Annotated in this window: 21 protein-coding genes and 1 riboswitch; of the genes, 7 read left to right on the forward strand and 14 right to left on the reverse strand. The window is 47.3% G+C overall.

All coding sequences use genetic code 11. From position 1 onward, the window contains the following. Together BVG16_RS17220 and BVG16_RS17225 are read left to right on the forward strand one after the other, a co-directional pair. Window positions 1-468 carry a YdeI/OmpD-associated family protein gene (locus BVG16_RS17220; RefSeq protein ID WP_158081720.1) on the forward strand — a complete coding sequence of 156 codons (468 nt, stop codon included), beginning with the start codon at window positions 1-3 and terminating at the stop codon, window positions 466-468. Window positions 469-640: 172 nt separating this feature from the next. Then, complete coding sequence (locus BVG16_RS17225; protein ID WP_078499945.1) at window positions 641-1,402, forward strand: DODA-type extradiol aromatic ring-opening family dioxygenase; 762 nt, start codon at window positions 641-643, stop codon at window positions 1,400-1,402. Window positions 1,403-1,457: 55 nt separating this feature from the next. Here BVG16_RS17225 and BVG16_RS17230 read toward each other — a convergent pair whose 3' ends face one another. After that, window positions 1,458-4,109: an alpha-L-rhamnosidase gene (locus BVG16_RS17230; protein WP_078499947.1), complete on the reverse strand. Its 2,652-nt coding sequence runs from the start codon at window positions 4,107-4,109 to the stop codon at window positions 1,458-1,460. 147 nt (window positions 4,110-4,256) lie between these two features. Here BVG16_RS17230 and BVG16_RS17235 point away from each other — a divergent pair, with 147 nt between their 5' ends. Further along, a complete protein-coding gene (locus BVG16_RS17235; protein ID WP_078499949.1) occupies window positions 4,257-5,120 on the forward strand; it encodes an AraC family transcriptional regulator in 864 nt (287 codons plus the stop codon). Between the two features lie 57 nt (window positions 5,121-5,177). Here BVG16_RS17235 and BVG16_RS17240 read toward each other — a convergent pair whose 3' ends face one another. The 12 genes from BVG16_RS17240 to BVG16_RS17295 all read right to left on the reverse strand — a co-directional run bounded on the left by BVG16_RS17240 (window position 5,178) and on the right by BVG16_RS17295 (window position 16,082). Continuing rightward, window positions 5,178-5,420 (reverse strand): zinc ribbon domain-containing protein, encoded by a 243-nt coding sequence (locus BVG16_RS17240; protein ID WP_078499951.1) that lies wholly within the window; start codon window positions 5,418-5,420, stop codon window positions 5,178-5,180. A 30-nt stretch (window positions 5,421-5,450) separates the two neighbouring features. Then, entirely contained in the window at window positions 5,451-6,269 is an 819-nt protein-coding gene (locus tag BVG16_RS17245) for an MBL fold metallo-hydrolase (RefSeq protein ID WP_078499953.1), read from the reverse strand. A 502-nt stretch (window positions 6,270-6,771) separates the two neighbouring features. Next, window positions 6,772-7,518: a CAP domain-containing protein gene (locus BVG16_RS17250; RefSeq protein WP_078499955.1), complete on the reverse strand. Its 747-nt coding sequence runs from the start codon at window positions 7,516-7,518 to the stop codon at window positions 6,772-6,774. 156 nt (window positions 7,519-7,674) lie between these two features. Then, window positions 7,675-8,355, reverse strand: a complete 681-nt coding sequence (locus BVG16_RS17255) for a CAP domain-containing protein (protein WP_078499957.1) — start codon at window positions 8,353-8,355, stop codon at window positions 7,675-7,677. A gap of 101 nt (window positions 8,356-8,456) precedes the next feature. Continuing rightward, entirely contained in the window at window positions 8,457-9,116 is a 660-nt protein-coding gene (locus BVG16_RS17260) for a phosphatase PAP2 family protein (protein WP_078499959.1), read from the reverse strand. Between the two features lie 37 nt (window positions 9,117-9,153). Further along, on the reverse strand, window positions 9,154-10,749 hold the full coding sequence (locus BVG16_RS17265; RefSeq protein WP_233147070.1) for a cobyric acid synthase: 1,596 nt from the start codon (window positions 10,747-10,749) through the stop codon (window positions 9,154-9,156). A 21-nt stretch (window positions 10,750-10,770) separates the two neighbouring features. Continuing rightward, window positions 10,771-11,568: an adenosylcobinamide-GDP ribazoletransferase gene (gene cobS, locus BVG16_RS17270; RefSeq protein WP_078499960.1), complete on the reverse strand. Its 798-nt coding sequence runs from the start codon at window positions 11,566-11,568 to the stop codon at window positions 10,771-10,773. After that, on the reverse strand, window positions 11,565-12,113 hold the full coding sequence (gene cobU / locus BVG16_RS17275) for a bifunctional adenosylcobinamide kinase/adenosylcobinamide-phosphate guanylyltransferase (protein ID WP_078499961.1): 549 nt from the start codon (window positions 12,111-12,113) through the stop codon (window positions 11,565-11,567). The genes cobS and cobU overlap by 4 nt, the downstream gene beginning before the upstream one ends. A gap of 33 nt (window positions 12,114-12,146) precedes the next feature. After that, a complete protein-coding gene (cobT, locus tag BVG16_RS17280) occupies window positions 12,147-13,202 on the reverse strand; it encodes a nicotinate-nucleotide--dimethylbenzimidazole phosphoribosyltransferase (protein ID WP_078499963.1) in 1,056 nt (351 codons plus the stop codon). Window positions 13,203-13,249: 47 nt separating this feature from the next. Beyond that, window positions 13,250-14,038: an ABC transporter ATP-binding protein gene (locus BVG16_RS17285; RefSeq protein WP_078499965.1), complete on the reverse strand. Its 789-nt coding sequence runs from the start codon at window positions 14,036-14,038 to the stop codon at window positions 13,250-13,252. After that, window positions 14,038-15,081 carry a FecCD family ABC transporter permease gene (locus tag BVG16_RS17290; protein WP_078499967.1) on the reverse strand — a complete coding sequence of 348 codons (1,044 nt, stop codon included), beginning with the start codon at window positions 15,079-15,081 and terminating at the stop codon, window positions 14,038-14,040. Before BVG16_RS17290 ends, BVG16_RS17285 begins: the two co-directional genes overlap by 1 nt. Next, window positions 15,081-16,082, reverse strand: a complete 1,002-nt coding sequence (locus BVG16_RS17295) for an ABC transporter substrate-binding protein (protein ID WP_078499969.1) — start codon at window positions 16,080-16,082, stop codon at window positions 15,081-15,083. The genes BVG16_RS17290 and BVG16_RS17295 overlap by 1 nt, the downstream gene beginning before the upstream one ends. A 155-nt stretch (window positions 16,083-16,237) precedes the next feature. Further along, a riboswitch (cobalamin riboswitch) is annotated at window positions 16,238-16,442 on the reverse strand. 287 nt (window positions 16,443-16,729) lie between these two features. Between BVG16_RS17295 and BVG16_RS17300 the strand changes: the two genes are divergently transcribed. From BVG16_RS17300 to BVG16_RS17315, 4 genes are read left to right on the forward strand one after another with little or no spacing between them, the layout of a single operon-like run. Continuing rightward, the gene (locus BVG16_RS17300) at window positions 16,730-17,434 is read left to right on the forward strand and encodes a response regulator transcription factor (protein ID WP_078499971.1); all 705 of its coding nucleotides are present in this window, start codon (window positions 16,730-16,732) and stop codon (window positions 17,432-17,434) included. Next, window positions 17,431-18,447 (forward strand): sensor histidine kinase, encoded by a 1,017-nt coding sequence (locus BVG16_RS17305; protein ID WP_078499973.1) that lies wholly within the window; start codon window positions 17,431-17,433, stop codon window positions 18,445-18,447. Before BVG16_RS17300 ends, BVG16_RS17305 begins: the two co-directional genes overlap by 4 nt. A gap of 8 nt (window positions 18,448-18,455) precedes the next feature. Beyond that, a complete protein-coding gene (locus BVG16_RS17310) occupies window positions 18,456-19,220 on the forward strand; it encodes an ABC transporter ATP-binding protein (RefSeq protein ID WP_198957497.1) in 765 nt (254 codons plus the stop codon). Continuing rightward, window positions 19,195-21,084, forward strand: a complete 1,890-nt coding sequence (locus tag BVG16_RS17315) for an ABC transporter permease (RefSeq protein WP_078499977.1) — start codon at window positions 19,195-19,197, stop codon at window positions 21,082-21,084. Before BVG16_RS17310 ends, BVG16_RS17315 begins: the two co-directional genes overlap by 26 nt. Here BVG16_RS17315 and cbiB read toward each other — a convergent pair. Then, on the reverse strand, window positions 21,078-22,043 hold the full coding sequence (cbiB, locus tag BVG16_RS17320; protein WP_408635345.1) for an adenosylcobinamide-phosphate synthase CbiB: 966 nt from the start codon (window positions 22,041-22,043) through the stop codon (window positions 21,078-21,080). The two genes, BVG16_RS17315 and cbiB, sit on opposite strands and share 7 nt — an antisense overlap. Window position 22,044 lies beyond the last annotated feature (1 nt).

A 22,044-nucleotide genomic window follows, 5' to 3' on the forward strand; every position in this document is an offset into this window, starting at 1 on the left:
ATGCTGGAATTCAACGCAATGCTAATTCGGCCCGCAGGTGTTGGTACTTGGACGTATCTGAATGTTCCAGTACATGTCGATGAGGTATTCGGGACGAAGAATCAAGTTAAGGTCAAAGGGACATTGAATGACATTCCCTTTCAAGGGACACTGATGCCCCATGGCGATGGTTCGCACTTCCTTGTCGTGAACAAAGAGATCCGTGATGCGGCTCGCGTCACAACGGGAGATACGGTTCATTGCACAATAGAACAAGATTTCGGCGCACGTGCCGTTCTTGCACCTGACGATTTTCTTCAATCCCTTATGCAACACGAGTCAGCTAACCTATTCTATGAAGAATTAGCTTACAGCTATCAGAAAGAATATGTAGCCTGGATCGATTCAGCCAAACGTCCAGAGACACGCACTAGACGAATACAGCAAGCCGTTGAGAAGCTATCCCGCGCCGAAAAGCTTAAATCATAACCCAAATAACGACCCAAACGGATACGAAATCCCTGCGATCAGGGACAAGTATCCGTTTTTTTCTTGCCGCCCCTCCCTTAGGTTATTAATAATAAGTAACTTGACATATGTTCGTTGTGGTTATATACTAACTATTATAAAGTTACTTATCGATCATTAAGGAGGCTATCACATGATACCATCACTTTTTCTAGCCCATGGATCCCCTATGCTTGCCATTGAACATACACCCTATACCGAATTTTTAGGATCATTAGGCCAACAAATTAAACCCAAAGCGATCGTCATCTTTACCGCGCATTGGGAAAGCGAAGTGCTCACCGTTTCTTCTCATGACCATGTGTATGACACGATTTATGACTTCGGAGGCTTCCCGGATGAATTGTACGAGGTCGTCTATCCAGCCAAAGGTTCGACTGCTGTTGCGAACCAAGTGATGAAGCGATTTGAAGCGGCAGGAATTCCTGTGCAGACAGATGCGACACGCGGCCTTGACCATGGTTCATGGACCCTATTGCACCGCATGTATCCGGAGGCAAATATTCCAGTCGTGCAAATTTCCGTCCACCCCTACTTGCCTGCAGATGTGCAATACCAAATCGGAAAGGCGCTGCAAGGACTTGGCGAAGAAGATATTCTTGTCATCGGCAGCGGGGTTACCGTGCATAATCTTCGAATGCTTAACTGGGGACAGTCAACGCCTGAGCCGTGGGCCGTTGCCTTCGATGATTGGCTGTTAGAGCAGATGAAGCAAGGTGATCTGGGCGCATTATTCCAATATGATACACTCGCGCCTCAAGCGCAAAAGGCTGTTCCCCGTGCGGAACATTTTGTTCCTTTATTCATCGCCATGGGGAGCGGTAACGGCGAGCCGAAAGTGATCTACCGGGGATATGACATGGGGACGCTAAGTTACTTGAGTTTATCCTTCTGAACAATATACCCGCCATCGATTAGGATGGCGGGTATTAAGAGATTTATATCGCTATTTAGGAATACGCAAAATGATATGTTCCTGACCCGAGTTCGATCTCCACGCTGTCTTGCGAACGCATGATTCGCCGAATCCCGTTCCCCTCACAAAGCAGGTGCCCATCCACCCTCACATCATCTGGATGTTGAAGCGTAAGGATCACGGAAGCGGTTGTATTTGCCGGGATCGTCACCATTAGCTTGATTTCTTGATCCTGCTTCTCCCAAGAAGATACGATCTCACCGTACATAGACTGCAACCGCGTCTCAGCGCTGGAGAGGCCCCCTCCGATATGCGGCTGAATTCGAATCCTACGGTACCCAGGCTCTGTTTCCATGGTATCAATGCCTCCGACGACACGATATAACCATTCACCGATAGCCCCGTACGCATAGTGATTGAACGAGTTCATATCCTCACTCCAGAAGGTTCCGTCAGGCTTGATGCCATCCCAATGTTCCCAGATGGTTGTCGCTCCTTTCTTCACCGAATACAACCATGAAGGATACTCTTCTTGTAAAACCAGACGGTAGGCTAAATCCGTATATCCGTATCGCGTCAGCACATGACACAAGTAGGGCGTACCTACAAACCCTGTCGTTAGATGCGTACCTTGGGCTTCAATATGGGCCGCAAGATCTCTTGCCACCGCTTCTCGGTGGGACTCCTTCACAAGGTTGAACATCAGTGCAAGTAAGTAAGCTGTCTGCGTGGGCGCAGCAACATCCCCCTCCGGCGTAATGAATTCCGCTTGGAAAGCTTCAACAATCTTACCATGTAATGCTTCATAGGCTTCCGCATCTTCATGTTCCCCGATGATTCGAGCCGTCTTGGCCAACAGATGCGTGGAATGCGCATAAAAGGCCGTCGCAATATACGCCTTCGGCGTCGCTCCCGTATAACTATCCTCTTCTGCATCTAAAGCTAACCAATCCCCAAAGTGGTCGCCTGTATCCCAAAGATATTCATGCTCCCCTTGCGCCCGGATATATTCGACCCACGCCTTCATACTCGGATATTGCTGTTCGAGCACCCGAACATCCCCATAGTTCTCATAGATCGCCCATGGGCAGATGACAGCGGCGTCTCCCCAAGCCGAGGAGTTATACCCCACCGAATGAATGCCCGGAACCACATGAGGCACACCGCCGTCTTCCGCTTGATCTACTGCTAGATCTTTTAGCCATTTGCTAAAGAAAGGGGCAACTTGATAATTAAAAGCAGCTGTCCGAATAAATACTTGGGCATCGCCAGTCCATCCGAGTCTTTCGTCACGCTGTGGACAGTCGGTAGGTACGTCCAGAAAATTCCCTTTCTGTCCCCATACGATGTTATGCTGCAATTGGTTCAATAAGGGGTTCGAGCAGTGGAAAGATCCCGTTTTTTCCATGTCTGTATGAATAACACATCCCAGGAATCGGTCCTCATCATCGCGAAGTGAGATGCCCTCTACTTTGACATAACGAAAGCCTTGAAACGAGAAGCAGGGCTCGTAAACCTCCTCCCCTTCACCTTTGCACGTATAGGTAATCATCTGCTTCGCTGCACGTAAGTTTCCGATATAGAAATTCCCTTCACGATCCAACACCTCTGCATGTTGGAGACGAATGACGGTTCCCGCTTCAGCTTGCACCCGAAACCGTACCCAACCCACCATATTCTGACCCATATCCAGTACCGCTTCTCCGGCAGGTGTATGTAAAACAGCGACCGGTTGTATATATTCAATGATGCGTGTTGGATCATTTTCTTGGGCAACAAGCGAATCCACCTCTTGCTGCGCTGCTAGAGTAACTGCGTTCCAATTCTGCGAATCAAAACCTTGCTGGTTCCAACCCGTCTGCTCCAATCGCGCATCATACGTCTCACCGTGATAGATTTCAGATCGAATCAAAGGTCCTCCGTTGTAAGTCCATGTTCCATCTGACACGACAATCTCTTCCGACCCATCCTGATACGTCACATGCATTTGAAGCCATAATCCTCGTTCTTGACCATATAGGTTCCGCGCACCGCCGAAGGCTAGATTTCCTTTATACCAACCGTCACCTAAGATGACACCCAGTACATTCTCACCCGATGCAAGCAACGAAGTCACATCATAGGTCTGATATTGGAGCCGATGATGGTAGCTAGTCCATCCGGGAGCAAATACAGCAGCATCAGCCGGCGAACCATTGATATAGAGTCGGTATAAGCCTCGGGCTGTGGCATAGACTCGTGCTGAAGCAATCTCAGTCCCAAGATGTATGCTCTTGCGCACGTAAGCACATGGCTCTTCGATTTGCCCCTCTTTGCCTAAAGATGCCGTAATCCATTGCGCCTTGTAGTCTTTTGGGTATAAGAAAGCCGTCTCCCAGTACGCCGCCTCGCTCCATTCGGTGACTTCCTTCTGTTCCGTCCACACGCGTACCCGATAGTAATATCTTGTACGAGAAGATAACGCAGGTCCCTCATATTCAACATGCACGGAACGTGCACTCATCACCCGGTCTGTGTCCCACCATAATGTTTGAAAATCTTTGTAGGCTGAGACTTGAACCTGATATGCTGTTTGTGATTCATCCCTTGCCGTACCGGCATGAATTTTCCAACTCAATCTCGGTCGCGGTATATCCGTACCTATTGGATTATGCTTATATTCACATCTCAGATCATAGACATGCATGAACGTCTCGACTCCTTTATCGGATGGTATCTTCTCTTACAGTCTACGTGGGAGCACGACGTAAAAACATAGGTGTTCTTGACATTTCTACAAGGTAAAGATGACAATGAACCCATACACGCCATAGGATCGATCGGAGGAATTCAGATGAAGGTTCGACAAGAACTATTCCATGGTTCAACCATGTTTCAAGATCAATTAGAAATCTATGTGAATCGGTTCCAGGAAAATTTCCATTCCGACTTTCATTCCCATGATTTCATCGAGATTACCTACGTCGCCGAAGGAACGGGATTTCACCATATCGGAGAGCACGTCTTCCCTGTACGTAAAGGGGATCTCTTCATCCTCCCCCTTGGCACGACCCATGTCTTCCGTCCTGTCTCTCCAAGCAAGCACCAGAAGCTCATCGTATATAACTGTATTTTTACGGAATCCATGTTGTACAAAGCGAATGAAGATGCCGCGGGGATTAATCTGCTGCAATGCTTTCAATTCCCTACTGACATGAACGCGAGCCGTTGCCATTTCGATGGACCCAATCAACGGATAGAGTCACTCTTCCAGCAGATGCTTGATGAACATACCGTTCGGAAGCCAGGATATGCTGCCCTTTTATATTCGCTGCTCTTGCAACTGCTCATCTATCTTGCCCGTCAGTTCTCGGAGCCGGATCAGGCGAAACTTCATCCGCAAGATTCGATGGAACACATCCTGCAATACATTCGTAACCATGTTGACGAGCCCTTAACCATCCGTTCTATGGCAGAGCAGTGCCGGATGAGTGAAAGACATTTCTTCCGTCTCTTTAAGCAGCGTACAGGGCAGCCTTTTCAAGACTTTGTTCAGCATACACGCGTTCAAGCCAGCTGTGAGCTATTGCTCCGTACGAATCTGACGATCGCTCCCATCGCAGAAGCTGTAGGGTATAAAGATTTGCAATCCTTTCATCAGGTGTTTAAGCGCATTGTTGGAATGACCCCGGGACAATATCGGAAGCAGGGACTTTAATCAGAGCAGAAAAACCAAAAAAGCTGCCAATAGGCAGCTAGTTCATGTTCCATCTGATTATCCGAACAAAATGTCGAGCACGGTACCCAATTGTCCCCTCGATTTCCCTTCCAACACACGCGGATTATAGATCTCCACAAAACCGCAGTTTTCACAAGATACGAACAGATAATGATTATGCTGAATATCCAATAATTTGCTAATTCCGGTGCCCGTCATAGCCACTTCCTTGATATGGCATGCTGTTCCGCTGCACTTCGCACACTTGAACCGCTCTTCAATGGATTTTTCGATACTCATTCATGTCACTCCTTTGATAGGGACTTCCCTTTACGATTGCTCGATTTCCTTACGTATCAATTGCTGATTATGCTCATGATAACTCTTCATGCCGCGGGGAAACGGAACATGATTCAGCATCGCATCCAGTCCTTCTTGATTCCCTTCGGTCACGTATTGTCTCACCGTCCGGAGATACCGGACCGACTGTTCGATGCGTGTCTGCATCTCCAAGGGATCCGTCGTAACATTACCATGACCTGGGACAAGGACTTGGATGTCATGGTCTGAGAGCACTTGTTCAAGCTTCTGCATCGTCTTCTCATAATCCATGCTGTTCCAATACACGTAAGGGAATTCGATATCAGATACATAATCGCCTGCCAGCAAGATCCCTTCGGGTTCAATCACCGTAACGATGCCGTCAGCCGTATGACCTGGAGCAAGATAGAAGGTTACTGTCGTCTGCCCTAATTGAAGCTGCTGTCCATCCTGGTCAATCACGATATCCGCTTCCGGATAGGTAATTTCATAATCCCGTTTCAGATAGTAGCGATCATCGAAAGCCCTAATCTGTTCAACAATATCCGCACGTTCCGGGTGCTGTTGAAATCCCTCGCTCGCGATCACTTTCGCTTCAGGAAAAGCGCCGTATCCTAGAATATGATCCCAATCGCTATGCGTAAATAGCAGGTAGACCGGCCATCCTTTGCCCAACTGATCCACGTATTCACGAATCTCGCGAACCTCATGAGGAAGCCAAGTTGGATCAACGACGATCGTGCAATCATGCAGTGTGATGACCGATGACGTGGTATGATACAGCGCGCTTTGAAACACCGTAATCCGACTATTCTGAAAAGAAATCATTGGACGAACCCCCTTTCACAACGTCTTATTGATCTCCTTATTATATCACAGAAGTTAAAAAGCCTACGATGACCTTTTACGTAATATCTTTTTTCTACAGGGAAGATCACCCGACGGTTCTTTATTGTGTAACCTATACGTTGGTCGATAGGAGAGGTGGGTTGGTGTTTTAAATCAACTGTTGTAGAAATCCGGGAGCAAAGGCGGACATGAGAGACCTTATTCTTTGTTATACTCACAGATTAGCCCTTTTGCGGACACAGATGCCCTTATTCTATACTAATAATGAGGATATACTCTATTTATCGTAGAATAAGGACTCCTGTGTCCGTTTAACCAGCATTTTGAATGCTTTTTGCAGAATAAGGGCTCCTGTGTCCGTTCATTTCTCGCGCCGTTCCCTGCACCCTTTTTTGATTTCAGTAATCTCTCGAAAATATATAAATTTTATAATCTCAAGCAAAAAAGCAGCTCCCGCTCGGGAACTGCTTCTTGTATAGAACTATGCTTTGCTAATAAACTCTTGCACCCATTCCCCTTGATAATATGCCACACCAATGTGAGTATAATGCGCGTTCATAATATTCTCACGGTGACCCTGGCTATTCATCCAATCTTTCATGACTTGCTCAGGCGTCTGCTGCCCCTTGGCGATATTCTCTCCGGCATAACCATACTTAATATTGTATTGCTTCATCATATCAAATGGCGAACCAAAGGTTGGAGATTGGTGACTAAAATAATTGTTTTTATACATATCCACGGCTTTATCCATCGCCATGTTCGCAAGCTGCGTGTCCACGGCAAGCGCGGATAAACCTTGCTTAGCACGTTCTTGGTTCACAAGTTTCACCACTTGCTCCGCAAATTTAGCTTGGTCTGTCGTCGCTGTGTTGCTCGGTGGAGTCGATGGTTTGCTAGGTTGTGCAGGAACCGTCACTTGCGGTTTCGAAGGTTGTGGCTGAGGCTTCGAAACGCTCGGTACTTTCGATGGTTGCTTGACTGGGACTGAAGGCGTCGAAATAACGGGCTTTTTCTGCGGTACAGTAACCGTGATGTTAGGCCCTTGTACGACCACGATCTTCATATAGGGTTGCATATTACTGTTATCTTGAAAGTATTTGGTTACAATATCATTACAGTTCGGTGTCGCAGCAGATGCTGCAGAAGCGGCTGTTGGAACCATCCACGCAACGGCCATGGCAGTTACTAACGCTGTTGTGGTAAAACGTGTCTTCCATTTCTTCATCGATATACATCCTCCTGTTGATCGTATTGGCTGTGAAGTGGAATTCCAATCTTTCACATGAGAAATCGTAACATAGGTCACAGGCCAGATTCATTACCAAATAATTGGAAAATAAAAGACAGTCCCCTTCCGGGAACTGCCTGATGATCTACTTTTCTATGCTTTACTAATAAATTCTTGCACCCATTCCCCTTGATAATAAGCTACGCCGATATGGGTAAAATTAGGATTCATAATGTTCTCACGATGGCCTTGGCTGTTCATCCAATCTTGCATGACTTGCGCTGGAGATTGCTGTCCCTTCGCGATATTCTCGCCTGCATAGCCATACTTAATTTGATATTGATTCATCATATCGAACGGTGAACCATACGTTGGAGATTGGTGGTCAAAATAGTTATTTGTATACATATCCTTTGCTTTATCCATCGCCATATTTGCAAGCCGATCATCCGATTGCAGTGCTGGAAGACCTGCTTTCGCACGCTCTTGGTTCACAAGATTTACCACTTGAGAAGCGAAGTTAGACTGCTCTTCGTTGGTTTGTGACCCTGTATTGGCAGGTGGAGCCGGAGTCGGCTTAGGTGTTGGTGCTGGCGTTGGCTGACTCGGAACCGTCACTTGCGGAGGTTGCGGTGTCCCTGGTACTTGCGGCATTACAGGACACGAAGGCATCGACCCCGGTTGGAATTGTCCTGGAATTTGTTGGAATAAATTACCTAAAATATCTTGTAAATTCTGCGCAGGCGCAGCAGAGGCAACGGTTGGAAGCATCCACGCTACAGTAAGTGTCGAAGTCATTGCAACCTTGGTCAATCGTTTTGTCCATTTTTTCATCTATGATCTTCCTCCTTGTTTTTGCGAGATTATGTTCCTCTCGTTTACAAGTAGAAGTGTATCATAGACCTTTTTCCCATTTCATTGCCAAAAACTTGGTTCTATTTCCTTGGTTGATTTTGGCTCCGCTCTTTATACCACTGGTACCAATAGATCCAAAACGCAAGCCAACATCCCGAGATGAGATATCCCGCAAGGATATCGCTTGGATAATGAACGCCTGCATACACCCGGCTAAGACCAATCATCAGGATCATGCCTACCGCAGCTAGGATCAGAAGAACGCGACCCCATTTTTGAGGAATATGTCTCCATAACAGAAATGCGATCGATGCATAAAATGAGAAGGCACCCATCGCATGTCCACTCGGGAAGCTGTATCCCGTCTCTTCCAGAATTCGGTGGATTGTTGGCCGTTCGCGTGAAAACACGCTTTTTAAAATTACATTCAGAGAAGCAGACCCTCCGATGACAATCAGGAAAAAAATCAATTCACTCCGATGTTTCAGCACAAAATATAATAATACCATCGTGATGATACTTAAAATAATGACGATCTTGGCTGAACCCAGAAGTGCACAGAATTCAGCTAATGCCGTCCATGTAGGCGACTCCCAACTTTGCATCCACGTAATGATCGGTGTATCGAACGCAGATAAGCGATCCGTTGTGACCAAGTAAGCTACGCCCATAAACCCAAGAAGACCCACCAATGTCAAATAGAAAGCAGGAGTTGCCCGAAGTTGTACTGCTTTTGTCATAAACGTCTGATTCACCTTTCTAGATGTTTTCTCTACGCTAAGGATGGCTCGGCAAACCAGCAATATCATAGATGAGCTGCATGTCCAGCGACTTCCGCGTCTCATCTGCGAGTCGGTCAAATGCGATCACTTGCCTTGCAGCAAAAGGTAATATGTCCTGAATAGCCGCTAATCCCCGTTGGCTGCGCATCATGTTCAACCATTGACGACGGAATTCATCATTATGGAACACCCCATGCAAATAGGTTCCCCATATACGTCCATTCGCTGCGCACAAACCTTCTAAAGTTTGATCTGCCATATGGAACATAGGAGAAAAGGATGCTAGGTCTACGCGCTGATATGCGAGGCCATCGAATTCCGTTTTTCCCATATGGATTTCATACCCCGTGATCATTGTTCCCTTAATACTTTCCCAAAGTGGATGAGAACATGCAGCCCTTCCTTCTACCCGTTCCGTTCTTTTCTCCGGATAGAATACTGTACGTAATGGCAATAGACCTAGCCCTGTCACTTCAGCTCCGCCTTCCACCTCTACACCCTCGGGATCGCTGAGCAGGTTCCCTAACATTTGATATCCGCCGCAAATGCCGACCACATCGCAAGGTGACGAAGCCTCACTGTTGGATAAGTTGAGGATTGCTTCTGCAAGTCCCGTCTCACGTAAATAACGCAAATCATCCATCGTATTTTTCGTTCCAGGCAAAATGACACAATCGGGTGTCCCTAATTCTTCGACTCTTTGCACAAATCTTACGCGTACATCAGGTTCTGCAATTAAGGCGTCTAAGTCCGTAAAGTTGGATATCCGAGGATATCTGATCACCGCGATATCTAGATCATATTCTCCCTGTTTTCCACTCCGTTTGTACGAATCCGAATCTAAGACGACAGAATCCTCCTGCTCAATATCAATATTGGGCAAATACGGCAAAACGCCAACGACAGGGATCCCTGTCCGTTCTTCTAACCAATCCAGTCCAGGCTGTAGAAGACTCAGGTCTCCACGGAACTTGTTAATAATGAAGCCTTTAACCCGTTCTTTCTCATGAGGTTCCAGGAGTTCTAACGTCCCGACGAGGGATGCGAATACGCCGCCTCGATCAATATCCGCTACGAGCAGTACAGGCGCTTCCGCCCATGCAGCGAGATTCATATTTACAATATCATTCTGCTTCAAATTAATCTCAGCCGGACTTCCTGCTCCCTCAATAACGACAACATCGTATTCTTCCCGCAGCCGTTCCAAAGCATCGACCACCGTCGTTTTGGCAAAGGGCAGAAATTCCTTCCGATAATCTCGAGCGCTGAGTTGCGTATAAGGCTTTCCATGAACAACGATTTGGGCATTCATATCCTTCATCGGCTTGATCAAAATCGGATTCATGTCTGTCGTAGCCGCAATATCGCAAGCTTCAGCCTGGACGCCTTGTGCGCGGCCGATTTCTTTGCCTTCCAACGTCACATACGAATTTAACGCCATATTTTGTGATTTATAAGGGGCTACCTTCCACCCATCCTGCTTGAGTATACGGCAGATTGCTGTCGTTACAATGCTTTTCCCCACATCCGAAGCCGTGCCTTGTAGCATAATCGTTCTAGCTTTGGATGGTTGATTCGATGGATTTGACATCAGATTTCCTCCTCTCATTTCTTAGAACACGGCTACACCAATCATAAGCAATATGATTTCCAGCAGTTCATTCACTGCCCCGTAAGTATCTCCTGTAAGTCCGCCAAGTTTGCGGTTCATATAAGTTGCAATAATCCACCCGAATACTAAGGCACCTCCGCCGATCCACAGTATGCTTAAGACATCTGGTAACGTGATCCCTGTAGAAGAAGGGCCGAATTCTACACCTACGAACACAACCACGAACGATACCATGACCGCCATGATCGTTGCCCCCATTAACTTTCCAAGCCCTACACCTTTAAAATAACTTCCGAGCCCCGAGTCCTTCCTTGCGTAAGGCCACCCGACAATGCCAACCACCATAAACCAACGACTCCAGATAAAAGGAAGGATCAGTTTCCAAGTCCATTGATGATCTAACAGTGTGAATAGTATGGTTCCTTTCAACATCATCGCCAAGACACAGACGATGACCCCCATCGCGCCAACGCGGCTATCCTTCATGATCTCAAGCATCTGCTCGCGCGGGCGATGACTCAATATCCCATCTGCCGTGTCCATTAATCCATCCAAATGCAACGCCCCTGTCAAAGAAACCGTCCAGACCAATGTCAGGACGGCTGTCAGAATCGAGGGAAACAAGAGTGCGCTTCCGTAACCGAACAAAATAATCAGACTACCGAGAACGGCGCCGACAAGGGGGTAGAACAGGACACTGCTTGCAAATACCTCTTTGGTGTATTGAATTTGAATGGGAAAAGGGAGCCGGGATAGGAATTGAAACGCCGCGACAACAGCTCGTCCCATCTGCTTCATAGCTTGACCGCCTTACTCTTGATCTCCATCGGTATGCCTGCCGTAACCAGATACACCTGCTCGCACACCTCAGCAAGCTTGCGATTCATGAGTCCTGCCAAATCTCGATATTGTCGGCCTAGCTTATATTCTGGAACGATGCCGCTCCCTACTTCATTCGTTACAAAAATGAGCGATCCCGCAAAGTTCCGAGAAGCTTCCACCAAGGCTTGAATCTGCTTCATCACTTGTTCATTCGCATCGGGTTGGCCTTCACAGCGAAGCAATATATTGGACAACCATAAAGTGAGACAATCCACCAGCACAATTCGCGTTCCTTCTAATGTTGGCAGTAGGGAGACCAGCTCATACGGCTCTTCGATCGTCTCCCATGTAAAGCCCGTCTGCTCCCGCTGTTCCCGATGAAGTGCCACCCGTTCCCGCATTTCCTCATCGTATATTTGGGCGGTGGCAATATAGACACCTTGTTTCCCATAGAACATGCTAAGCTTCTCTGCAAATGTGCTCTTTCCGCTGCGCGCGCCGCCTGTGACGAGAATCGGCATCGCCATCGCCTCCCTTATTCATCCCGTTCTTCATTATTCCCCTGCGCTGATTCCTGCACTAGCGAATGTCGCCATTTCACGCATAATCTTCGTTGCGGCTTCAACAAGAGAGAAGGTCAATACCGCACCCGTTCCTTCGCCAAGACGCATGTCTAATTGAAGTACAGGTGTTAGGCCCATCTCGTCCAACAATAGTTCATGGCCTTGTTCCTGCGACAAGTGAGATCCAATCATATATCCTGTCGCTAATGGAGTTAAGCGGCTTGCAATTAGAGCAGCTGCAGATGAAATAAAACCGTCAATAACTACAGGGCATTGATGCTTCGCCGCACCTAGAATAACCCCAACGAGCCCTGCAATTTCAAGCCCTCCGACTTTTGCAAGCACATCTAACGGATCTTTCGCATTCGGTGCATTCACTTGGATGGCTTTACGAACGACGGTTTGTTTATGCACTAAACGTTCATCGTCAATTCCAGTTCCACGCCCTACAGTTTGCTCGGAATTCATCCCAGTCAACACGCTAAGCAAGGCAGAGCTTGCCGTCGTATTCCCAATTCCCATCTCCCCGGTAGCGAACATACGATACCCTTGTGCAACATGTTGGTCGACGATCTCCACACCGACAAGAATGGCTTGAATCGCCTCTTCTTCCGTCATCGCAGGACCCTTAGCCATATTGGCCGTCCCTTTGCGTACATTTCTAGAGACAAGGTTCGGATGCTCTAATTCGGCGTTCACGCCAATATCCACACATACGACTTCTGCCCCTGCGTGACGTGCCAATACATTGACAGCCGCGCCGCCATGCAAGAAATTCAGAACCATTTGCGGCGTTACTTCCGCAGGAAAAGCACTGATTCCTTCTTCGCAAACACCGTGGTCCGCCGCCATAACAATGACTGCCTTTTTCTCAAAGCTTGGAGCTAATTCCCCGGTCATCCCAGCCACTTGGGCCGCAATCTGTTCCAATTTGCCCAGACTTCCTGGCGGTTTCGTTAATTGGTCCAAATGCTGTAAAGCTTCTTCTACTTTTTGACCATCCAAAGGTTGAATATGATCGATGAGTTGTTTCAATTGTTCCTTCATATTTTTCTCTCCTGTCTAAGTTGTTATAAAATCGAATGAGGATTGTTCTATTCTATCCCCTGTTCCTGAGGCTGCAGTAGGATTTGCGGAGCTCCGTTCACAGGATGCTTAATGATGATCGGCTCTGTGCCGAACACCTGTGTAACCCGTTCTTGTTCTATGATATCATTCGGCGTGCCGATTGCCACCTGTTTCCCTTCATGGAGGACAAGCAGTTGGTCGCAGTATTGGGCTGCAAGATTCAAATCATGCAATACGGCGATAATCGTCAGTCCGCATTCCCGCTGCCACTTCCGAACATAATCCATAAATTGGAGCTGATACCGGATGTCCAAGTAGGTCGTAGGTTCATCCAGCAGCAGGATCTCCGGCTGTTGGACCATGACTTTGCCAAGAGCAACGCGCTGCCGTTGTCCGCCGCTCAATTCATCTAACTTCCGATCAAGCAGTGTGGACAGATGAAGCTGCTCCGCAATACCCTCGATAAGTTCAGAGGCATCCATTCGATCTTTTCCCATCCAATTTTGGAACGGAAACCGTCCCATTTCAAGGACTTCTCGCACAGTATAGCCAAGCGGGGGTAATCCTTCTTGCTGCAATACGGCCAGCTGCTGCGATAGTTCTTTACGTGTATATTGTCGAATGGGTTCATTTCGAATGAAAATATCCCCTGACGTTATCGGTTCCACACCGGAAATAAGATGAAGAAGCGTCGATTTTCCGCTTCCATTCGGTCCAATAATACCTAGGCACAGCCCGTGCTCTACCTGAAAATCTATCTCTTGCAATACAATCTGATCGTCATAGTGCTTTCTGATCTGTTCGACGCGGATCATCAGGATCGACTCCTCCGTGTTTTTTTATTCCGATGGAGCAAATAGGCAAAGAACGGTGCCCCAATAAAGGCTGTTACAACCCCAAGCGGAATTTCCGTCGGAGCGAGAACCGATCTAGCCAACGTATCGGCAATCACCATATATATGCCACCGCCTAGCGCAGATAACGGTACGATGATTCGATAATCCGGACCGACCAATAGCCGAATCAAATGGGGAACAATTAGTCCGACAAATCCGATGACGCCGGACACCGATACCGCAGCTGCTGTCATCAATGTGGCAGTCATGAGCACAATCATCTTGGTTCGTTCGACATTCATTCCTAAATGTGCCGCCTGACGCTCCCCGAGCGCCATAATATTCAGCGAGCGAGAGTATCCCATGACAATCACAAAACCGATAATTAGATATGGGGATAGTACCCCTGCATAAGACCAGCCTCGCATGGATAAGCTTCCCATTAACCAGAACATAATTTCATTAATCGTCTTATCCGATAACGAAATTAACAAAGACACAAAGGCCCCGAGGAAAGCTTGCATCACAACACCTGACAGAATTAAGCGTTCAGTAGGAATCTTACCGTCTTCTTGCGCAAGGCGTATCACCAGCCACAACGTCAAAATACCCGTAACGAATGCAACTAACGGGACAGACCATTGGCCGACAATCGAATATTGAAGTCCAAAATAAATGATAAAAGCCGCACCGACTGACGCGCCGGAGGAAACGCCCAGCGTATAAGGATCAGCTAACGGATTTCGCAGAATGCCTTGAAAGGCAGCACCCGATAAAGAAAGACAAGCGCCGACTAAAAGTCCTACGACCACGCGCGGAATTCGCACTTTGAGCAGGATTTGCTCATACGAATTCGGCCATGTCTTCGGAAATACATCCTGCAGCCAAGGAATCTGGTGTAATACAATAGCTGGGACTTGAAGCAGCGGAATTTGCACAGAGCCGATCATGGCGCAGACACATACAGTAAAAAGGAGGAGGAGTACGCCTCCCCCTCCCCACAGCAACAGTGTTCGCTTCATTATTTCACCAAGTCGGGATAAATAGCCTTCGCCATCGAGATTAACCCTTCCGTTAATCGCGGTCCCGGTCTGCTTAATAGATTGCCATCTAACCCAATGACTTGACTGTTTTTGATTGCGGTGATTTGATCCCAACCGCTGCGTCCGAGAATAATATCTTTAATCGGCTTTTTTGTCTCATAATCCATCGCATCGTTCGCAAATAGGATGACATCCGGATTCGTATGGATAATATTTTCTTCATTAATTTGCGCCCAGCCCGTAACGTCGGATGCTACGTTCACGCCGCCCGCCAAGGTAATTAATTCATCCATAAATTCGCCTTTACCTACGGTCCAGCCTGGGGAGAACTCGATGTATACTTTTTTCTTCTGGTCGTCGGATACGGATTTTACAGCATCCACCACTTGATCGCGTTCAGCCTTCATCTTTGTAATCACTTGCTGTGCTTCAGCTTGACGATCTGTAATTTGACCGTACACTTCAATATTTTTCATGATATCTTCTAATGTTTTAGGTTCTACTTTGAAAATTTTGATTCCCAAATCGCGAAGCTTCTTCACGGATTCTTCTTTCATCGAAATGCCTGTAAAGACGATATCCGCATTCGCTGCGATAACCGCTTCTTCATTTGGTTTTGTAATGCTTCCCATCTTCGTCTTCGATTTCGCGGCTTCCGGATAATCATCATAGTCGGATACGCCGACAATTTGTTGATCTAATCCAAGTGCGAATAAGGATTCCGTCTCTGCGGGAGATACGGATACGATTTTCTCAGGCGCTTTATCAAAAGTAAATTCTTCACCTGTCGCATCTTTAATGGTGAATGGATACGTTGTCTTCAAATCCTTTGATTCTTGTGTACTCCCTTGATCGCTTTGCTCGACTTGCGCACCTTCTGTCGGTGTTTTTGTTCCTTCTTCTTTGGAGCCGCAGGCTGCTAAGCTAAGCGCGATCGTAAGGATCAGTGCCCACGTCGATAATAATTTCCATGATTTCATCTGACTCTCTCCCCTTTTGCAAGTTGTCTCTACATAATGAACAGAAAAACCCCCGATACAGATGTATCGAGGGTACGTTAACGTCAACTTTGGAATACATATACATACGCATGCATACGTGTTCCTCATGAGCGCAATCCTTTCCTCGAAGGCCTTGTGTATCGCATCTATAGGCAGGTCTCCTGACTTATGGGCTTGTATATGTCCTCGCCTTCCCATTCCATCGCATGGAACAGTGGCAACTGAGGTCATTCCCATTTCACAGTGGCGGGACCGTGTCGGACTTCAACCGACTTCCCTTTTAACCCGATTCTTGATGTGCTTGATCTTCGAATCAGGACCTACAGATTTCCTATTCATTTGTCCATCCCTTCGATTATAGGGGAAAAGCCTATATGATACAATACCATCGTGTCATAGACAAAATCCGACATTTGTGTAGTGATGACGAAAACTTATACTTTCTTTATGAAGTGAGAAAACCTCAATCGAGGCTATTCGAAGATGAGCGACCGCGCTTAGAGGTGGGTTTTATCGCCAATAAGAAAGTCGTTTTCGGATGACGAAAACTTATACTTTCTTATGTGGTAAAATAAACTCATCTTTATTTTCATAACGAAAAAAGACACCTCGAAAGGAGCCTGATGATGGATAAAATTATGATCGTCGAAGATGATCCGAAGATACATACCCTTCTCAAAGAGCATATTGAAAAATACGGTTACGAAGCCGTCATCGCAACAGACTTTGATAACATTACGGCAGAGTTCTTAGAGATTGCACCTGATTTGGTATTACTAGACGTCAACTTGCCCAAGTTCGACGGATTCTACTGGTGCCGCCAAATCCGGCAGCAATCCACCTGTCCGATTCTCTTCATCTCCGCACGCGACGGTAAGATGGAACAAGTCATGGCGCTCGAACACGGGGCTGACGATTATATAACCAAACCTTTTGATTATGAAATCGTCATGGCCAAAATTGCAAGTCATATTCGACGCGCTTATGGCAGCTATGCACCGAAGGTAACCGAGCGAACGCTGAATTTATACGGGCTTGTCCTCTATCCAGAAAGACTGGAAGTGACGTTACAAGAACAAAAGCTCGAATTGCTGCGAAAAGAATCCTTGCTTCTTGAAATCTTAATGGAACGCTACCCCCGCGTGGTGAGCCGTGACCGAATTCTTGAGAAGCTATGGGATGAAAATCATTTTGTAGATGAAAATACGCTGAATGTCTATGTGACCCGCTTGCGCAAAAAGTTAAAAGAACTCGACATTGAGGAAGCCGTCGAAACGGTACGTGGAGCTGGTTATCGCCTCAAGATCACTTGGGCGGACGCGACCTCATGAAGCTGTTCCTCCGTGATCAACTGCCCGTCCTGTTCTTATTCGGCATTCAAATTACGATCTGTTCGCTCATTTATGGGTTGAATGAGGGTTCTGCGTTATCGACGATCAGTTATGTCGTTATTGTCAGCACATTTCTGTATCTCGTCTATCTCATCTACCGTTATATGACCAAACGTGAATTTTACCGGAGATTATCAAATCCCGCGAACGCACTCGACCATACATTTGATACGCGCAGACGGAATGCCCCCGTAGAGTATGCGCTGCAAGAGCTGCTGGAGACTCAATTCCAGACATTCCAGAACGAATTGCATCAATACGAGAGTAAACTATCGAATCATGTGACATTCATGAATCAATGGGTCCATCAAATGAAAACTCCCTTATCCGTCATCCATATGACGATTCAAGAGGAAGACGAACCCATTTTCGATAGCATCCGGGAAGAAACAGATCGTCTCACAAAAGGGCTGGAGACCGTGCTCTATATGGCGAGATTAGACAGCTTCGAGCAAGACTTCTACATTGAATCGGTATCCCTGTATAAGCTAGTCAATCGATTCGTACAAGAAAACAAACGATTGTTCATACGCAGCCAAGTATTCCCCAAGGTCGAGATCGACCCCCGGATTCATGTTCTATCCGACGAGAAGTGGCTTAACTTCATTCTTAGCCAGCTCGTTACCAATGCCGTTAAATATTCAGCAGGCAAAGGACGTAATGTCTTCATATCTGCCCGTGAAGAATGGGATTATATCCAGCTGGAAGTCAAAGATGAAGGTATTGGCATTCCAACGCATGACCTTGCGCGAATATTCGACCCTTATTTTACGGGAGATAACGGCAGGCAATTTCCAGCTGCCACGGGTATGGGCTTGTATCTGGTCCATGAAATATGTGATCGTCTAGGACATCATGTTGAAGCGGAATCGGAACTGCATGCGGGAACAACGTTACGTCTGAAATTCATCCCAATGGCAGAGGACGATCAGTATCGTAGAGAGGAGCCCTAAACGTGGACATGCTGCAAGTACAAAAAGTAAATAAAGTCTATAGCGGACGAAAAGCCTTCCGCGCGCTTACCGATCTCAGCTTATCCATCCGTGAAGGAGAATTTGTCGGGATTATGGGGCCTTCCGGCAGCGGCAAAACGACGCTGCTTAATGTAATCTCCACCATTGATCGTCCCTCTTCCGGCCAGATCATCATTAACGGGATTCATCCGCATAAGCTGCGTTCGAACCAGTTGGCTGCGTTTCGCCGCAAGGAACTGGGATTCGTATTTCAGGAATTTCATTTAATCGATACGTTAACCATTCGCGAAAACATCCTGCTCCCGCTAACGTTGGCGGGCGTATCCATCAAAGAAATGGAACAGCGGCTTGAACGTCTGGCAGTCCGGCTCGGGATTCAGGATATTCAAGACAACCGCATCGATGAAGTATCACGCGGACAACAGCAGCGTACGGCCATCGCGAGAGCTGTGATCCATCGGCCTTCCTTGCTTCTTGCGGATGAGCCGACGGGTAACTTGGACTCCAAGGCTTCGAGGCAAGTTATGGAAACCTTCCAGTCGATCAATGAAAAAGAGCGTACAACGATGATGATGGTGACGCATGACCCGGTGGCTGCCAGCTATTGTAACCGCGTTATCTTTATTAAGGACGGCATGCTGTATAACGAGATTCATGCAGGGGATAACCGTTCCGCCTTCTATCAGAAAATCATCAATGCATTATCGCTTCTAGGAGGGGACGCGAATGAATTTTCTACAATTCGCGTTTAATAACGTCAAACGCCAATCGCGGAGTTATGCCGCTTATTTCTTAAGCAGTTCGTTTGCGGTCATGATTTTTTTCTTGTATATTGCTTTTGTTCATCACCCAAACCTAAAAGCGAACACATTAAATGAGCTCGCAACAGGAAGCCTGGCTATGGGTTCCTTTATTATCGCGTTCTTCTCGTTTCTGTTCATCTTGTATTCTACTGGGGTATTCGTCAAAGCACGGCAGCAGCAATTCGGCATTCTGACCGTCCTCGGCATGTCTAACCGCCAATTGCGATTTATGCTGTTCCTCGAATATGCGATCATCGGTATTGCCTCGAGCGCTGCAGGGCTAATTACAGGAATCGTCTTCCTGAAGTTATTCCTGATTGTCGGAACCAAGGCCTTTGGATTGCGTTATCTAACCTTTTACTGGCCGTCAGCAGCTATAGAGTATACCCTGTTCACCTTCGGCGCCTTGTTCCTATTCATTCCGCCGTTATCTTACTTATTCATGCGGAAAAAGCCTTTGATCCAACTTCTGTCCGTACGCAAAGAACAGCAGCGTTTTCGAAGAATATCGTATTTCTTCGCGCTGCTGTCGGTTGTCATTCTTATATGGTGTTATTATATGCCTGTGGCGATGCCACGGAAGGCCGCTTGGATTACGCTTGCCTTTCCGTTATGCCATCTCGGCATCTTTTGGTTCTATCGGCACGCGCTGCCGATCCTTATCCGATGGATGAAGAAAAGCCGGCGACTGTTCTGGAAGGATACGAACCTGCTCACGTTAGCAGATCTGGAATATCGCGTACAAGACAATGTCCTGATGTTCTTCTTACTTACCGTCATCCTGACGGTTGCGTTTCTCTGCGTCGTGCTGTTGGTTTCCATCCGTTCCGTCTTGGTCGATGTAGGACAAGGGCCTTTTGAGCTCTACTACGTATCCTTTGCCAATAACAAACAGGAACAAACGCATATCCAGTATATTGATGGCATGCTCAACAAAGAGGAGATTGCCTATCAAAAGACGGAAATCGGCATGCTGAGAACCCGACTAGCGTCCAATGATGCATCCATGTATTTTATGAACTACCAAACCTATGAGCAGTTATTTGATATACGTGCCAACAAAGCTATTCCGCCAATCATAGACAAGGATACGGCGATCTCCATTGCTACATCCAATACACCGAATATTGCACCGGGCAAGAGCTTCAAGATCAAGAACTTTCCGGATGCCTTTCAGGTGAAACAGAAGATCGAACCGCCGCCGATGCCTAGCATCTCTATGAGCGGCGGTGTTGCTGTGATATCCGATGAAACCTACGCACGGCTCGTGAAAGCCGGTGAGCGCATTCGGTTCACAGGGTATACTATTACAGACTGGAAAAAGCGGCTTGAGGTTTTCGATACGATTGACCAGAAACTGCTGCAAGATCAGGGTTCATCCGAGGAATATACGTTTTCCATGAATGCTTTCATGCAATTCCTCTATACCCAGATCCCTTTCATCGTCATCTTCGTCGGGCTGTTCATTACCGCCGTATTTTTCATGGCGGGATTCAGTCTCGTGTACTTCAAGCTTTATGCGGAACGAAGCAAGGATGTTGTGCAATTTCGTGCGCTCTCGAATATCGGTATCAGCGAGTCGCAGCTCTCGAAAATGGTATCGATTCGCATTGCCTTCATGCTGTTCGTGCCTTGTACCATTGCGCTGCTGAACGCCGTGGTTGTGTCGCTCTTTGTGCAGACCCTTCTGCAGACCCTCAATCGATCAGCACCAGTTGTAGCTTCACTTTTGTTATGTATCATCATACAGCTCGTGGTTTACCTTCTCTTGCGTGCCAGATATGGCGCTTATATACGGCAGAGCATTCAATAAAGAACCGAAATCACCCATAGGAGAAGCGCAGTTAGCACCGCGAATAGCGCTGAACTGCCGTACATCAGCCATGTCGTTCCCCGGATATGTTCCGCGCGCAGTGTTACAACGGGTTCCCCCATGTAGGCACGGAACGAAGCAATGCCTTTATAGACATTATGACCGCCAAGACGAACACCCAGCGCCCCAGCGACAGCCGATTCCGGATAACCGCTGTTCGGGCTCGGGTGTTCTTTCGCATCACGGCGAACTGTCCGCCAAGCTCTTCTTGCATCGAGTCGTAGTAGCCATGCGACAAAAACAAGCAGAACCGCCGTGATCCGCGCCGGTATCCAATTGGCAAGATCATCGAGACGTGCTGACGCAAAACCGAGATTTTCATATTTCTCGTTCTTATAACCGACCATGGAATCTAACGTATTCACGGCTCGATAGGCTATCGCAAGCGGTGCGCCCCCAATCGCCGCATAGAAGAGCGGAGATATGATGGCGTCCACGATATTTTCTGCGACCGTCTCCACGGTTCCCCGCACAATTTCCGGCTCGTCCAAATGCTCCGTATCCCGTCCTACGATCATGCCGAGCGCTTTCCTCGCTTCCGGCATATTCCCTGCCTGCAAATGACGATACACTTCCATGCCGGCGTCCTTTAGCCCTTTCGTCGCAATGGTAGTCGCGATAAGGATCACTTCAAAGATCGCAGCAACAGCCGGATGAATTAGTGACAGCAGACGAAGAACGCCCCACGTCAGGGCACATGCCCCAACAACCAGCACCAGAGGCAGTAAAAAACCGCCCGCTTTAAGCTGACGCGGCGTTTTTGCCATATGGCGCACCCATCGCTCCAATTGATGAATCGCTTTCCCCATGTAGATGACCGGATGGGGAATCCATCGCGGGTCACCAATGATGCAATCTAATATATACGCACAAATGATGAAATAAGCATGCCCTATCATA

The organism is Paenibacillus selenitireducens, assembly GCF_002021565.1.
Lineage (GTDB): Bacteria > Bacillota > Bacilli > Paenibacillales > Paenibacillaceae > Paenibacillus_K > Paenibacillus_K selenitireducens.

What these genes read in the sequence shown, in the direction of transcription:
- BVG16_RS17225 (WP_078499945.1), top strand. Translation starts at nt 641, where the DNA reads ATGATACCATCACTTTTTCTAGCCCATGGATCCCCTATGCTTGCCATT.
- BVG16_RS17300 (WP_078499971.1), top strand. Translation starts at nt 16,730, where the DNA reads ATGGATAAAATTATGATCGTCGAAGATGATCCGAAGATACATACCCTT.
- cobU (WP_078499961.1), bottom strand. Translation starts at nt 12,113, where the DNA reads ATGCCGATTCTCGTCACAGGCGGCGCGCGCAGCGGAAAGAGCACATTT.
- BVG16_RS17295 (WP_078499969.1), bottom strand. Translation starts at nt 16,082, where the DNA reads ATGAAATCATGGAAATTATTATCGACGTGGGCACTGATCCTTACGATC.
- BVG16_RS17255 (WP_078499957.1), bottom strand. Translation starts at nt 8,355, where the DNA reads ATGAAAAAATGGACAAAACGATTGACCAAGGTTGCAATGACTTCGACA.
- cbiB (WP_408635345.1), bottom strand. Translation starts at nt 22,043, where the DNA reads ATGATAGGGCATGCTTATTTCATCATTTGTGCGTATATATTAGATTGC.
- BVG16_RS17315 (WP_078499977.1), top strand. Translation starts at nt 19,195, where the DNA reads ATGAATTTTCTACAATTCGCGTTTAATAACGTCAAACGCCAATCGCGG.
- BVG16_RS17220 (WP_158081720.1), top strand. Translation starts at nt 1, where the DNA reads ATGCTGGAATTCAACGCAATGCTAATTCGGCCCGCAGGTGTTGGTACT.
- BVG16_RS17305 (WP_078499973.1), top strand. Translation starts at nt 17,431, where the DNA reads ATGAAGCTGTTCCTCCGTGATCAACTGCCCGTCCTGTTCTTATTCGGC.
- BVG16_RS17285 (WP_078499965.1), bottom strand. Translation starts at nt 14,038, where the DNA reads ATGATCCGCGTCGAACAGATCAGAAAGCACTATGACGATCAGATTGTA.
- BVG16_RS17235 (WP_078499949.1), top strand. Translation starts at nt 4,257, where the DNA reads ATGAAGGTTCGACAAGAACTATTCCATGGTTCAACCATGTTTCAAGAT.
- cobT (WP_078499963.1), bottom strand. Translation starts at nt 13,202, where the DNA reads ATGAAGGAACAATTGAAACAACTCATCGATCATATTCAACCTTTGGAT.
- BVG16_RS17230 (WP_078499947.1), bottom strand. Translation starts at nt 4,109, where the DNA reads ATGCATGTCTATGATCTGAGATGTGAATATAAGCATAATCCAATAGGT.
- BVG16_RS17265 (WP_233147070.1), bottom strand. Translation starts at nt 10,749, where the DNA reads ATGTCAAATCCATCGAATCAACCATCCAAAGCTAGAACGATTATGCTA.
- BVG16_RS17260 (WP_078499959.1), bottom strand. Translation starts at nt 9,116, where the DNA reads ATGACAAAAGCAGTACAACTTCGGGCAACTCCTGCTTTCTATTTGACA.
- BVG16_RS17240 (WP_078499951.1), bottom strand. Translation starts at nt 5,420, where the DNA reads ATGAGTATCGAAAAATCCATTGAAGAGCGGTTCAAGTGTGCGAAGTGC.
- BVG16_RS17310 (WP_198957497.1), top strand. Translation starts at nt 18,456, where the DNA reads ATGCTGCAAGTACAAAAAGTAAATAAAGTCTATAGCGGACGAAAAGCC.
- BVG16_RS17250 (WP_078499955.1), bottom strand. Translation starts at nt 7,518, where the DNA reads ATGAAGAAATGGAAGACACGTTTTACCACAACAGCGTTAGTAACTGCC.
- cobS (WP_078499960.1), bottom strand. Translation starts at nt 11,568, where the DNA reads ATGAAGCAGATGGGACGAGCTGTTGTCGCGGCGTTTCAATTCCTATCC.
- BVG16_RS17290 (WP_078499967.1), bottom strand. Translation starts at nt 15,081, where the DNA reads ATGAAGCGAACACTGTTGCTGTGGGGAGGGGGAGGCGTACTCCTCCTC.
- BVG16_RS17245 (WP_078499953.1), bottom strand. Translation starts at nt 6,269, where the DNA reads ATGATTTCTTTTCAGAATAGTCGGATTACGGTGTTTCAAAGCGCGCTG.